The organism is Variovorax sp. 679 (assembly GCF_003952185.1).
GTDB lineage: Bacteria > Pseudomonadota > Gammaproteobacteria > Burkholderiales > Burkholderiaceae_C > Variovorax.
The window spans coordinates 617,016-629,395 of the sequence record NZ_RXFS01000001.1; the positions used below are offsets into that span (position 1 = coordinate 617,016).

Genomic DNA, 12,380 nt, shown 5'->3' on the forward strand with positions numbered 1-12,380 from the left:
TCCAGACTCAGAACTCGCGCCAGTCGCCGGCGTCCGCGCCGGCCACCGCCAGTTGCGGCGGCCCGGACAGCACCGGGTCGGCGCGCCTGGCCTGCGCGCGAGGCGCGACGTGCTGCTCATCGCCGAGCTTGAAGATGCTCACGGCCTGCACGAGGCTGCCGGCCTGCTCCTGCAACGACTGGGCTGCTGCGGAAGCCTCTTCGACCAATGCGGCGTTCTGCTGCGTGACCTGGTCCATCTGCGTGATGGCCTGGTTGATCTGCTCGATGCCCGAGGTCTGCTCCTGGCTCGCGGCTGTGATCTCGCCCATGATGTCCGTCACGCGCTTCACGCTGCCCACGATCTCTTCCATCGTGCGGCCTGCCTCTTCGACCTGCTTGCTGCCTTCTTCGACCTTCTCAACGGAGTCGCCGATCAAGGTCTTGATTTCCTTGGCAGCTGCAGCCGAGCGCTGAGCCAGGCTGCGGACTTCGGAGGCCACCACGGCAAAGCCACGCCCTTGCTCACCAGCACGCGCAGCTTCAACCGCCGCATTCAGCGCCAGGATGTTGGTCTGGAAAGCAATGCCATCGATCACGCCGATGATGTCGACGATCTTCTTGGAAGACGCATTGATCGAACCCATCGTGTCCACCACTTGGGACACGACGCTGCCACCCTTCACAGCCACCTCGGAAGCAGAGACCGCAAGCTGGTTCGCCTGCCGAGCGTTGTCCGCGTTCTGCTTCACAGTCGAAGTCAGTTCCTCCATCGAGGCAGCCGTCTGCTCCAGCGAGCTCGCCTGCTCTTCCGTGCGCGAAGACAGATCCTGATTCCCCGAAGCGATCTGCGCCGAGGCCGTGGCAATCGTGTCGCTCGAATCCTTGATCTTTCCGATGACCGATGTCAGCTGCGACTGCATCTTCTGGATGGAGCGCAGCAGGCTGTCGTCATGCGCGGCGTCGGCCTCGACTGCCAGCGACAAGTCGCCATCCGCGATGCGGCCGACCACGTCGGCGGCGTACTGCGGTTCACCGCCGAGCTGCCGCCCCATCAGGCGCGCCACCAGCACGCCCAGGCCGACGCTGGCCACGATGCCGGCCAGCGCCAGCACGAGCATCGTCAGCCTGGAGGTCTTGTAGGTTCCGTCGGCCTGCTCGGCACGCTCGCGTGCAAGATCCTTGCTGTAGGCGACCATGGCCTTGAGCACTTCTTCCAGACCACGCGATTCCTTCAGCAGGCGCGCACTGTCCTCGGTCACCTGGTTGTCGAACTGGGAGCTGTCCAGCGGCTGCTTGTTCAGCAGGGCCACGAAGTCGTTCATGTGCGTCGTCAGCGGCCCGATGAGTCCTTCGAACTGGCTGAACAGCTTCGTGCCCTCCTCGGTTTCAGCGAAGAAGGACTTGACCTCTGCGGCGCGCGCCGAGAGGCTTTCGATGGACGCCTTGACCTCGTTCGCGCCTGCATTGCGCTCACCGCGCGTGCCGGCCGACAGCAGCGTCATCTGCGCTCGGCTGGCATACAGCAGGCGGATGTTGGCATCCTGCACGGCCTGCAGGGCGCGAAGCTCGTTGGCATAGAGCGATTCGGTCGATGCGCTGATGCGCCCCATCTGGAAGACGCCGAACGCGCTCACGAAGGCGCCGATGGCCGCGACCACGAGAAAGCTGAGGATCAGCCGGACGGTGACTCGAAGGTTCTGGAACCACTGCATTGTCTTGACTTCCATTTCTTTCTTCATGCCGCCGGCGCAGCGAACGGCAGCCGATGGGCCGGGCCCGCAGCGTGGCTGCCTCCCAGGCGGAACACGCCGACCACCTGCGACAGGCTGCCGGCCTGCTCCCGCAGCGATTGCGCTGCCGCAGAGGCTTCTTCCACGAGGGCAGCGTTCTGTTGCGTGACCTGGTCCATCTGCGTGATGGCCTGGTTGATCTGCTCGATGCCCGAGGTCTGCTCCTGGCTTGCGGCAGTGATCTCGCCCATGATGTCGGTCACACGCTTCACGCTGCCCACGATCTCTTCCATCGTGCGACCGGCTTCTTCGACCTGCTTGCTTCCCTCTTCGACCTTCTCAACGGAGTCGCCGATCAGGGTCTTGATTTCTTTCGCGGCTGCGGCCGAACGCTGGGCGAGGCTTCGGACTTCGGAGGCCACCACGGCAAAGCCACGCCCTTGCTCGCCAGCACGCGCAGCTTCAACCGCCGCATTCAGCGCGAGGATGTTGGTCTGAAAGGCGATGCCGTCGATCACGCCGATGATGTCGACGATCTTCTTGGAAGACGCATTGATCGAACCCATCGTGTCGACCACCTGCGAGACAACCCCGCCGCCTTTCACCGCCACTTCCGAAGCGGACACGGCCAGCTGATTCGCCTGCCGCGCGTTGTCCGCGTTCTGCTTCACGGTCGAGGTCAGTTCCTCCATCGAGGCAGCCGTCTGCTCCAGCGAGCTCGCCTGCTGCTCCGTGCGGGAGGAAAGATCCTGGTTGCCCGAAGCAATCTGCCCCGAGGCCGTGGCGATCGTCTCCGTGCCGGTACGCACCTCGCCCACCACCTTCGCCAGGTTCTCGTTCATGTTCTTCAGCGCCTGCATCAACTGGCCGGTCTCGTCGCGGCTGTGCACTTCGATGTCGGCGCTCAGGTCGCCAGCGGCCACCGTCTCGGCGACCTCGACGGCCTGCGCGAGCGGGCGCACGATGCTGCGCGAGATGAAGAACGCGAAGATGGCGCCGCTCACCACCGTCAGGAAGGTCAGCAGCAGCTGCAGGTTGAAGGCCCGTGCGTTCGCGGCATCGATGGCCTTGCTCATGTCGTCGATGGCCTTGCGCTCCATCGACAGCAGGTCGAGCACGCGCGTCTCGTAGGCCTTGGCGGCGGGCTGGAAGGTCTCCTTGAAGACGCGCTCGGTGGCGGCCGTGTTGCCCGCTGCCTTGGCCTTGCCCACGTCGTCCTTGGCCGCCTGGTACTTCGCGCGCAGCTCCTGGATGGACTTCAGGAGGGCCTTTTCCTCCTCCGTCACCAGCAGCTTCTCGACCTTGGCGATGGTCTCGCTGCCCTTCTTCACGCTGTCGGAAATGACGTCGGCAAAGATGACCGGCAAGGTCTCGTCGGCCGTGCGGGCAATCATCGAAGTGCGCGCGATGGCCGAATAGGTGAGCACATACCAGTCGGAGATGAGCCGCTCCTTGGCGAGCGGGCTTTCCATCATGACCCGGGTGGCCTCCGCGTTGTTGCGCGAGGAGACCAGCGCGATGGCGGTCGAGACCACGGTAAGGCCCAGCACGACGGCGAAGGCGAGCGCCAACCGGTTGCCGATGCGGAGATTGGAAAGAAGCTTCATGGAGCAGGCGTTCAAGGGTGAAGGTATGGAACCGGACCTGGCCGTGCGGCCATGGCGCCGGGCTCAGGCGGTGGCGGCTGCCTCCACGAGGCCCATTTCCTCGCTGGACATGAGCCGGTCGATGTCCACCAGGATCAACATCCGCTCTTCCAGCGTGCCCAGCCCGATCAGGTAGTCCGCATCCAGCACCGAACCCATCTCCGGCGCAGGCTTGATCTGATCGCCCGTCAGCGTGATCACGTCCGACACGCTGTCCACCACCATCCCCACCACCCGACCACCTATGTTCAGCACGATCACCACCGTGAACTGGTCGTACGTCGGCTCCCCGAGCCTGAACTTGATGCGCATGTCGATGATCGGAACGATGATCCCGCGCAGGTTCACCACTCCCTTGATGTATTCCGGCGCGTTCGCGATCCGCGTCACCGCGTCGTACCCGCGCAGCTCCTGCACCTTCTGGATGTCTATGCCGTACTCTTCCTCGCCCAGCTTGAAGGTCACGACCTCCAGGCGGGTTGCGACAGCGGCCGAGGTGGAGGCGGCTTGTTGCAGGGGATCCTTTGCCTTGTTCAGCATCTTTTCTTCTCCGGTTTGAATGGGGTTGGTGTCTTCGCGCGGGTTCAGGCGGCTTCGGCGACCGCCTCGGCGGTTTCGGCCCTGAACACGCGCACGGCCTTCACGAGGCCGTCGGCCTGTTCCTGCAGCAGCTGGGCGGTGGCCGAGGCTTCCTCGACCAGCGCGGCGTTCTGCTGCGTCACCTGGTCCATCTGCGTGATGGCCTGGTTGATCTGCTCGATGCCCTGGGTCTGCTCGCGGCTGGCAGCGGTGATCTCGCCCATGATGTCGGTCACCCGCTTCACGCTGCCCACGATCTCTTCCATCGTGCGACCCGCTTCTTCGACCTGCTTGCTGCCTTCCTCGACCTTCTCGACCGAGTCGCCGATCAAGGTCTTGATCTCCTTGGCAGCGGAAGCGGAGCGTTGAGCGAGGCTCCGGACTTCGGAAGCCACCACCGCGAAGCCCTTGCCCTGTTCGCCGGCACGCGCGGCTTCGACCGCTGCGTTCAGCGCGAGGATGTTGGTCTGGAAAGCGATGCCGTCGATCACGCCGATGATGTCGACGACCTTCTTCGACGAGGCATTGATCGACACCATCGTGTCGACCACCTGCGAGACAACGCTGCCGCCTTTCACAGCGACCTCCGAAGCGGATACGGCCAGCTGGTTGGCCTGCAGTGCGTTGTCCGCGTTCTGCTTCACCGTGGAGGTCAGCTCCTCCATCGAGGCGGCCGTCTGCTCCAGCGAGCTCGCCTGCTGTTCCGTGCGGGACGACAGGTCCTGGTTGCCCGAGGCGATCTGGCTCGAAGCCGACATCACGCCCGCCACATTGGCGCCCACGTCCGCGACGATCGCGAACAGGTTCGCGCTCATCTGGTTCAGGGCACGCAGCAGTCCGGTGATTTCGTCGCCGCGCCGCACCTCGAAGCGCGCGAGGTCGCCGCCGGCGATGGCGCGAGCGACGTGCACCGCCTCGTCCAGCGGACGGAACACCGTGCGTACGAGGAACTGGCCCAGCCCCAGCCATGCGAGCGCGAAGCCCGCGCCGCCAGCGGCAACGGCGCCCGGCAGCCAGCTGTGCGCTCCGGCGGACGCGACCAGCCGCGAGGCCTCCGCCCAGCCCGCAATGCCGAGACCCAGCGACAGCAGCGCCGCCACGGAAGTCACACCGAAGACGCGCTGGCGCACGGGAATGCGGCGCAGCCGGGCCAGCGGACTGGACCAGCCGCGCGAGACCACTTCGCCCTGCAGCAGCTCGATGTCCTTCGCCCGCCCTTCGCGGATGCGGGCGTACAGCGCCTCGGCCTCGGCAACCTCGGCGCGGCCGGGCTTGCTGCGCACGGACATGTAGCCCTGCGTGCGACCGTTGCGGCGAATGGGCGTGACGTTGGCCAGCACCCAGTAGAAATCGCCGTTCTTGCGGCGGTTCTTGATGAGCCCTGTCCATGGCAGCCCCTGGGCCAGCGTCTGCCACAGGTCGGCGAAAGCCTCGGGCGGCACGTCGGGGTGGCGCACGATGTTGTGCGCCTTGCCCATGAGTTCGGCCGTGGCGAAGCCGCTGGCCTCGATGAAGGCCGGGTTGGCGTAGGTGATGCGGCCCTTCAGGTCGGTGCGGGACACCAGTGCGGCATCGGCCGACAGTTCGTATTCGATGCCGGTGACGGGGAGGTTGACACGCATGGTCTTGTCGTCCCCTCAGCTCAGGGCCAGCCGGTTGCCGCCGAGGCGGAACACGCCGACGACATCGGAAAGGCTGCTGGCCTGCTCGCGCAGCGACTGGGCTGCTGCCGAAGCCTCTTCGACCAGTGCGGCGTTCTGCTGCGTCACCTGGTCCATCTGCGTGATGGCCTGGTTGATCTGCTCGATGCCCGAGGTCTGTTCCTGGCTCGCTGCGGTGATCTCGCCCATGATGTCCGTCACGCGCTTCACGCTGCCCACGATCTCTTCCATCGTGCGGCCGGCTTCTTCCACCTGCTTGCTGCCCTCTTCGACCTTCTCGACCGAGTCGCCGATAAGAGTCTTGATCTCTTTCGCTGCAGCAGCCGAACGCTGCGCGAGGCTGCGGACCTCGGAAGCCACCACGGCAAAGCCACGCCCTTGCTCACCAGCACGCGCAGCTTCAACCGCCGCATTCAGCGCCAGGATGTTGGTCTGGAAAGCAATGCCATCGATCACGCCGATGATGTCGACGATCTTCTTGGAAGACGCATTGATCGAACCCATCGTGTCGACCACTTGGGACACGACGCTGCCGCCCTTCACCGCGACTTCCGAGGCAGATACAGCAAGCTGGTTTGCCTGCCGAGCGTTGTCCGCGTTCTGCTTGACCGTCGAAGTCAGCTCCTCCATCGAGGCAGCCGTCTGCTCCAGCGAACTCGCCTGCTGCTCCGTGCGCGAAGACAGATCCTGATTGCCCGATGCAATCTGGCTCGAAGCGGTAGCGATCGTGTCGGTACCTTCGCGCACTTCGCCCACCACCTTGGCGAGGCTCTCATTCATGTTCTTCAGCGCCTGCAGCAGCTGCCCCGCCTCGTCGCGGCTCTCCACCTCGATGCGCGCGCTCAGGTCGCCGGCCGCCACTGTCTCGGCCACCTCCACCGCATGACCCAGCGGGCGCACGATGCCCCGCGTCAGGCGCCAGGAGAACAGCGCGCCCAGCACCAGCGCAATGCCCGAAAGCACCAGCAGCGTGGTGCGGCCGGCGGTGAAGTCCGCGCCGATGCCCTTGGCGGCCTCGTCGATCTTCTCGCGCTGGTGGTTGGCCAGCGCCTCGACGGCACCACCGTACACGGCCAGCGCATCGGAGAACCTGGTGTCCACGAGCGTATTGGCCTCCGCCAGGTTGCCCGCGTCCTTCAGCTTGTTGAGGACGCCCACGGTCTCCAGCACCACCGCACGCGAAGAGGCGATCTTCGCGTAGAGCGCCTTCTCCTCCGGCGTGCTCAGCATCAATTCGAGCTTCTTCTGCGCCGGGCTGATGCGGGCCGAGCCTGCTGTCTGGATCTTCGAGAAATAGGCTGCGATCTCCGGATCGGTGGTCTTGACCATGGCGAAATTGGCCACGGTGTTGGAGCGCAGGTTGCTGAGCCATTCGCTCGCAAGGCGCTCCTTGACCAATGCCTGCGCCACCATCTCGTCGGTCGCATTGCCCACGTTCGTGAGCCGCAGTACGCCCGTTCCTGCAATGAGCGCCATCAGCAGCAGCATTGCCGCGAAGCCGAGACCCAGGCGGGTGCCGATTTTCAGATCCTTCAGACTCATTGCTCTCTTTCTTCAACAACAGGGAACGGGTTCATCCTGTTATCGGCATCGGAGCGTCGGACTTGAGTCCTTTTTTCTCAGAACTCGGTCCAGTCGCCCTTGGCGTCGCCGGCCATGGCGAGCTGCGGGGCGGCTGCAGCCTCGCGGCGGGCGGGCAAGGCCTTGGCCGGGCGCTTGGGAACGGGCTTGGCTGGCTTCGGGATCGGCGTGATGCGGGTGAAGCCGGGGCGCCGCTGGGTGGCGACGGCGTTGGCATCGAGCTTGAAGATGCTCACGGCTTGCACGAGGCTGCCGGCCTGCTCCTGCAGCGACTGGGCTGCCGCGGAGGCTTCCTCCACGAGGGCAGCGTTCTGCTGCGTGACCTGGTCCATCTGCGTGATGGCCTGGTTGATCTGCTCAATGCCCGAGGTCTGCTCCTGGCTGGCCGCTGTGATCTCGCCCATGATGTCCGTCACGCGCTTCACGCTGCCCACGATCTCTTCCATCGTGCGGCCTGCTTCTTCCACCTGCTTGCTGCCCTCTTCGACCTTCTCGACCGAGTCGCCGATAAGAGTCTTGATTTCCTTCGCGGCTGCGGCCGAGCGTTGAGCGAGACTACGGACCTCGGAGGCCACCACGGCAAAGCCACGGCCTTGCTCGCCAGCACGGGCGGCTTCAACCGCCGCGTTCAGCGCGAGGATGTTGGTCTGGAAGGCAATACCGTCGATCACACCGATGATGTCGACGATCTTCTTGGACGAAGTGTTGATCGAACCCATGGTGTCCACCACCTGAGACACGACGCTGCCACCCTTCACAGCCACCTCGGAAGCGGAGACCGCAAGCTGGTTCGCCTGCCGCGCGTTGTCCGCGTTCTGCTTGACCGTCGAGGTCAGCTCTTCCATCGAGGCAGCCGTCTGCTCCAGCGAACTGGCCTGCTCCTCGGTACGTGACGACAGATCCTGATTCCCCGAAGCGATCTGGCTCGAGGCAGTGGCAATCGTGTCGGTGCCCGTGCGCACTTCGCTCACGATCTTCACGAGGCTCTCGTTCATCTCCTTGAGCGCCAGCATCAGCCGGCCCGTTTCGTCCTTCGACTTCACCTCGATGCGCGAGCTGATGTCGCCGGCCGCAACCTTCTCGGCCACCTGCACAGCCTCGCCGATCGGACGGGTGATGGAACGCGTGATGAGCCATGCAATGCCCGCGCCGAGCAGGATGGCGAAGCTGCCCAGTGCCAGCATCAGGTTGCGCGACCACGCATAGCCGGCGCTGGCTTCGGCGTTGGCCGCCTGCGAGCGTCTTTCCTGGTGCTCGCTCATCGCATCGAGCTCCGCGATCGTCGCGCGAACGGCCGGCTGGAACTTCGAGATGAAGAGCGCCGATGCCTCCTCGTTCTTGTTCTGCAGCCCGAGTTCGCTGAGCTGGGCGTTCAACGGCACGAGCACCGCCACCTTCTCGTCGATCCGCGCGAGCAGCGCCTTGCCCTCGGGGGTGGCCAGCAGCTTGGCCAGCGCGGCGCGGTTTTCGGTGAAGCGCTCGCGCGCCGCGACGATCTTCTTCGACTCCTCGCGCATGGCGGCGTCGTCGGTCAGAAGGATCAGGTTGCTGTCGAGAATGGCGATGTCGCGGATCGCGTCCGCCATCCTGTTGACTGCTGCCACCTTGACGTTGTTGCCGGTGACGATGCCGTTCAGCCGCGACTGGATGTCGGTCATCGCGTTGAGTCCGAGACCGGCCATGCCGGCCAGCAGCAGGAGAACAATGGCGAAGCCCGCGCCGAGGCGGGTACCTATCTTGAGATTGAGAAACGAGTTCATGGGGAGAGTTTTTTTAGGAATCCTGGGCGTTGACGTGCTGGAGAACCCGATCGAGCCGATCGGAGACCTTCACGGCATCGTGGGTCGAGCGGGTGACCGAGCGCATGACGAGCCATACGATGGCAACCGCGGTGAGCAATGCGGCCACGGCCAGCGCGCAAACCGTCAGGCGCGCCCATTCGTAGCCGGCGCCAGCCTTGAAGCCGAGGCTCAGCGCCACGGTCAACATGAACAACAGAACAGCGAAGCCCGCGCCGATACGCAAGGCGCGCCTGGGACTGAGACGTGTGCGCATGGGTGCTTCAGACCGCCTCTGCTTCTTCGACATCGGAGTCGAGCTTGAAGGTGCTGACCGCGCGCACGAGGCTGTCGGCCTGCTCCTGCAGCGACTGGGCTGCTGCGGAAGCCTCTTCGACCAGTGCGGCGTTCTGCTGCGTCACCTGGTCCATCTGCGTGATGGCCTGGTTGATCTGCTCGATGCCCGAGGTCTGCTCCTGGCTGGCTGCGGTGATCTCGCCCATGATGTCCGTCACGCGCTTCACACTGCCGACGATCTCTTCCATCGTGCGGCCGGCCTCTTCCACCTGCTTGCTGCCTTCTTCGACCTTCTCCACCGAGTCGCCGATGAGCGTCTTGATTTCCTTTGCTGCAGCAGCCGAACGCTGAGCGAGGCTGCGGACTTCCGAGGCCACTACAGCGAAGCCCTTGCCCTGCTCGCCCGCGCGGGCTGCTTCAACCGCCGCATTCAGCGCGAGGATGTTGGTCTGGAAGGCGATGCCGTCAATCACGCCGATGATGTCGACGATCTTCTTGGAAGACGCATTGATCGAGCCCATCGTGTCGACCACTTGCGAGACGACACCGCCGCCCTTCACCGCCACTTCCGAAGCGGATACGGCCAGCTGGTTCGCTTGCCGCGCGTTGTCCGCGTTCTGCTTGACCGTCGAAGTCAGTTCCTCCATCGAAGCCGCCGTCTGCTCCAGCGAACTGGCCTGCTCTTCCGTGCGAGACGACAAGTCCTGATTGCCGGCAGCGATCTGCCGGGAAGCCACCGCGATCGAATCGGTGGAAGCCTTGATGCGCGTCACCAGATCGGTGAGCGTGTCTTCCATTTCGCCCATGCCCCGCAGCAGCCGTCCGAAGTCGCCGCCGCGGTCGGTCTCGAATTCCTTGCTCAGGTCGCCCGAGGCCACGGTCTCGGCGATGAGCAGCGCCTCGCCGATGGGTTGAACGATGCTGCGCGTCAGCAGCCAGGCGATCACCGAGCCGGCGACGATCGCGAGGGCGGCCAGGCCGAAGATCCACCTGCGGCCCGAGCGGTACTGCGCGCCGATGCCGGCGGCGGACCTGTCGATCTCTTGCTGCTGGTGGCTCACCATGGCACGGATGCTCGCGTCGTAGTTGTCGAGCGCGGGCATCAGTTGCGTGTCGGTCAGCTTCGCGGCCTCGTCCTTGCGGCCGTCGGCCTTGAGCTTGAGGATCTGGTTGCGCAGCTCGACGTAGTCGCCACGCTTCTTCTTGATGTCCGCGCTCAGCGCCAGCTCTTCGGGCGACTCCAGCATGGCCTCGAGCTTCTTCTGCGTCTCGGTGATGACGGCGCTGGTGGCCGAGATGTTCTTCTGCAGGTACTCCTGCACGGCCGGGTCGTCGCTCTTGAGCAGCGAGAAGGTGCGAACGCTGTTGGTCTTGGTTCCCAGCTGCCAGGCGGCGGCAAGCCGCTCCTTGGTGAACGACTGTCCGGCCATGGTCTCGGTCGCGTCACCCACGGCCTGCAGGCGCATGACACCGATGCCGGCGATGAGCACCAGCAGTGCCAGCATGCATGCGAATACGGCGCCCATGCGCCGTCCCACTGTCCAGTTCTTCATCATGCGGAACCTTTGCTTGTCTCTTCGTTGTATGGGCTCGGGCGTTCAGGCCGCCATCTTCTCGACCAGGCCCATTTCCTCGCTGGACATGAGCCGGTCGATGTCCACCAGGATCAGCATCCGCTCTTCCAGCGTGCCCAGCCCGATCAGGTAGTCCGCATCCAGCACCGATCCCATCTCCGGCGCAGGCTTGATCTGATCGCCCGTCAGCGTGATCACGTCCGACACGCTGTCCACCACCATCCCCACCACTCGGCCCCCGATGTTCAGCACGATCACCACCGTGAACTGGTCGTACGTCGGCTCCCCGAGCCTGAACTTGATGCGCATGTCGATGATCGGAACGATGATCCCGCGCAGGTTCACCACTCCCTTGATGTATTCCGGCGCGTTCGCGATGCGCGTCACCGCGTCGTACCCGCGCAACTCCTGCACCTTCTGGATGTCTATGCCGTACTCTTCCTCGCCGAGCTTGAAGGTCACGACCTCCAGGCGGGCGTCGGCGCCCTGATGCTGCGGCGCCTGTGCGCGCGCCATGCCTGCTGCGGTTTCTGCCATGGGAGTTCCTCGGTGCGGTGAGCGCGCTGGCGGCTCAGCCGAATTTCTGCATGATGCGAACCAGCTTCTCGCCGTAGCGCGGATCGGTCGCATAGCCGGCGCGCTGCAGGCCGTGCGCGGCCTCGTTCGGGTCGTCGGTGGCGAGCACGTTCGCGTAGCGCGGGTTGCGGGTGATGAAGCGCGCGTAGTCGGTGAAGGCTTCTTCGTACGAGGCGTAGGCGCGAAACTTCGCGCGAACCTTCTGCGGCTCGCCGTCGACGTACTCGGTGGTGGTGGTCTCGACCGTCGCACCCTTCCAGCCCCGGTCGGCCTTGATGCCGAACAGGTTGAAGCTCTGCGTGCCGTCGTCGGCGCGGATCTCGCGCTTGCCCCAGCCCGATTCGAGCGCGGCTTGCGCCAGGATCAGCGGCGCGGGCACGCCGCTGGCCGTGCTGGCCGCCTGCGCGGATGCGCCCATGCGGCCCACGAACTCGTCGACCTGCCCCTGCAGCGATGCATTGGCGCCGACACCTGGCGCACGGCGATCGCTGTTGAATTGATAGATGCCGAGGTCGGCCCCCGCGCGCGCTGTCGGCGCCGAGCCGATGGGAATACCCGCGCGCGGCCCGTACGGCAGGCCGCCGCGCGGCTCGAGCGACATGGGCTTCGTTCCGATCTCCGCGTCGGCTTCCGCATCGGGCGGGCCCGAGGGCATGCTGCGGCGCAGCTGCGCGAGCATCGCCTCGGCCAGCCCCACGCCGCGCCCCGAGAGGTTCTGCGTGAGCTGCTGGTCGAACATCGAGAGGTAGACCTTCTGGTCCTGGCTGTCGAAGAGCCCGCTCGAAGGCGTCGCCTCGCGCATGCTCTTGAGCACCATGCCCATGAACAGCGCCTCGAACTGCCGCGAGACCTGCTGCAGGCCCTCTTCCGGCGAGCTGCGCACGGTGCGCCGCAGGGCGTCCACGCCCTGCACGTCGAGCGCGAAACGCTGATCGAGCGCGCCGCTGCGGTCGTTGGTGGCCGATACCGTCATCGCA

General features: G+C 65.1%; 10 protein-coding genes. All 10 read right to left on the bottom strand.

Features of this window, described 5'->3' with window-relative positions; all coding sequences use genetic code 11:
- Positions 1-7: 7 nt before the first annotated feature.
- Positions 8-1,708 (bottom strand): methyl-accepting chemotaxis protein, encoded by a 1,701-nt coding sequence (locus EJO71_RS02830; protein WP_276311640.1) that lies wholly within the window; start codon positions 1,706-1,708, stop codon positions 8-10.
- Between the two features lie 8 nt (positions 1,709-1,716).
- Positions 1,717-3,318: a methyl-accepting chemotaxis protein gene (locus EJO71_RS02835; protein ID WP_125946898.1), complete on the bottom strand. Its 1,602-nt coding sequence runs from the start codon at positions 3,316-3,318 to the stop codon at positions 1,717-1,719.
- Positions 3,319-3,381: 63 nt separating this feature from the next.
- Entirely contained in the window at positions 3,382-3,897 is a 516-nt protein-coding gene (locus EJO71_RS02840) for a chemotaxis protein CheW (protein ID WP_125946897.1), read from the bottom strand.
- Positions 3,898-3,941: 44 nt separating this feature from the next.
- Positions 3,942-5,558, bottom strand: a complete 1,617-nt coding sequence (locus tag EJO71_RS02845; protein ID WP_125946896.1) for a methyl-accepting chemotaxis protein — start codon at positions 5,556-5,558, stop codon at positions 3,942-3,944.
- 15 nt (positions 5,559-5,573) lie between these two features.
- Positions 5,574-7,139 carry a methyl-accepting chemotaxis protein gene (locus EJO71_RS02850; protein WP_125946895.1) on the bottom strand — a complete coding sequence of 522 codons (1,566 nt, stop codon included), beginning with the start codon at positions 7,137-7,139 and terminating at the stop codon, positions 5,574-5,576.
- Between the two features lie 77 nt (positions 7,140-7,216).
- Complete coding sequence (locus EJO71_RS02855) at positions 7,217-8,938, bottom strand: methyl-accepting chemotaxis protein (RefSeq protein WP_125946894.1); 1,722 nt, start codon at positions 8,936-8,938, stop codon at positions 7,217-7,219.
- Between the two features lie 13 nt (positions 8,939-8,951).
- The gene (locus EJO71_RS02860; protein ID WP_125946893.1) at positions 8,952-9,233 is read right to left on the bottom strand and encodes a hypothetical protein; all 282 of its coding nucleotides are present in this window, start codon (positions 9,231-9,233) and stop codon (positions 8,952-8,954) included.
- A 7-nt stretch (positions 9,234-9,240) separates the two neighbouring features.
- Positions 9,241-10,806, bottom strand: coding sequence for a methyl-accepting chemotaxis protein (locus EJO71_RS02865; protein WP_276311639.1), 1,566 nt, complete (start codon positions 10,804-10,806; stop codon positions 9,241-9,243).
- 45 nt (positions 10,807-10,851) lie between these two features.
- On the bottom strand, positions 10,852-11,364 hold the full coding sequence (locus EJO71_RS02870) for a chemotaxis protein CheW (RefSeq protein WP_125946891.1): 513 nt from the start codon (positions 11,362-11,364) through the stop codon (positions 10,852-10,854).
- A gap of 34 nt (positions 11,365-11,398) precedes the next feature.
- A complete protein-coding gene (gene flgJ / locus EJO71_RS02875; RefSeq protein ID WP_125946890.1) occupies positions 11,399-12,376 on the bottom strand; it encodes a flagellar assembly peptidoglycan hydrolase FlgJ in 978 nt (325 codons plus the stop codon).
- Between the last annotated feature and the right edge of the window lie 4 nt (positions 12,377-12,380).

Coding starts and splice junctions, on each gene's coding strand:
- EJO71_RS02845 (WP_125946896.1), bottom strand. CDS start 5,558: ATGCGTGTCAACCTCCCCGTCACCGGCATCGAATACGAACTGTCGGCC.
- EJO71_RS02835 (WP_125946898.1), bottom strand. CDS start 3,318: ATGAAGCTTCTTTCCAATCTCCGCATCGGCAACCGGTTGGCGCTCGCC.
- EJO71_RS02870 (WP_125946891.1), bottom strand. CDS start 11,364: ATGGCAGAAACCGCAGCAGGCATGGCGCGCGCACAGGCGCCGCAGCAT.
- EJO71_RS02860 (WP_125946893.1), bottom strand. CDS start 9,233: ATGCGCACACGTCTCAGTCCCAGGCGCGCCTTGCGTATCGGCGCGGGC.
- EJO71_RS02830 (WP_276311640.1), bottom strand. CDS start 1,708: ATGGAAGTCAAGACAATGCAGTGGTTCCAGAACCTTCGAGTCACCGTC.
- EJO71_RS02840 (WP_125946897.1), bottom strand. CDS start 3,897: ATGCTGAACAAGGCAAAGGATCCCCTGCAACAAGCCGCCTCCACCTCG.
- EJO71_RS02865 (WP_276311639.1), bottom strand. CDS start 10,806: ATGAAGAACTGGACAGTGGGACGGCGCATGGGCGCCGTATTCGCATGC.
- EJO71_RS02855 (WP_125946894.1), bottom strand. CDS start 8,938: ATGAACTCGTTTCTCAATCTCAAGATAGGTACCCGCCTCGGCGCGGGC.
- EJO71_RS02850 (WP_125946895.1), bottom strand. CDS start 7,139: ATGAGTCTGAAGGATCTGAAAATCGGCACCCGCCTGGGTCTCGGCTTC.
- flgJ (WP_125946890.1), bottom strand. CDS start 12,376: ATGACGGTATCGGCCACCAACGACCGCAGCGGCGCGCTCGATCAGCGT.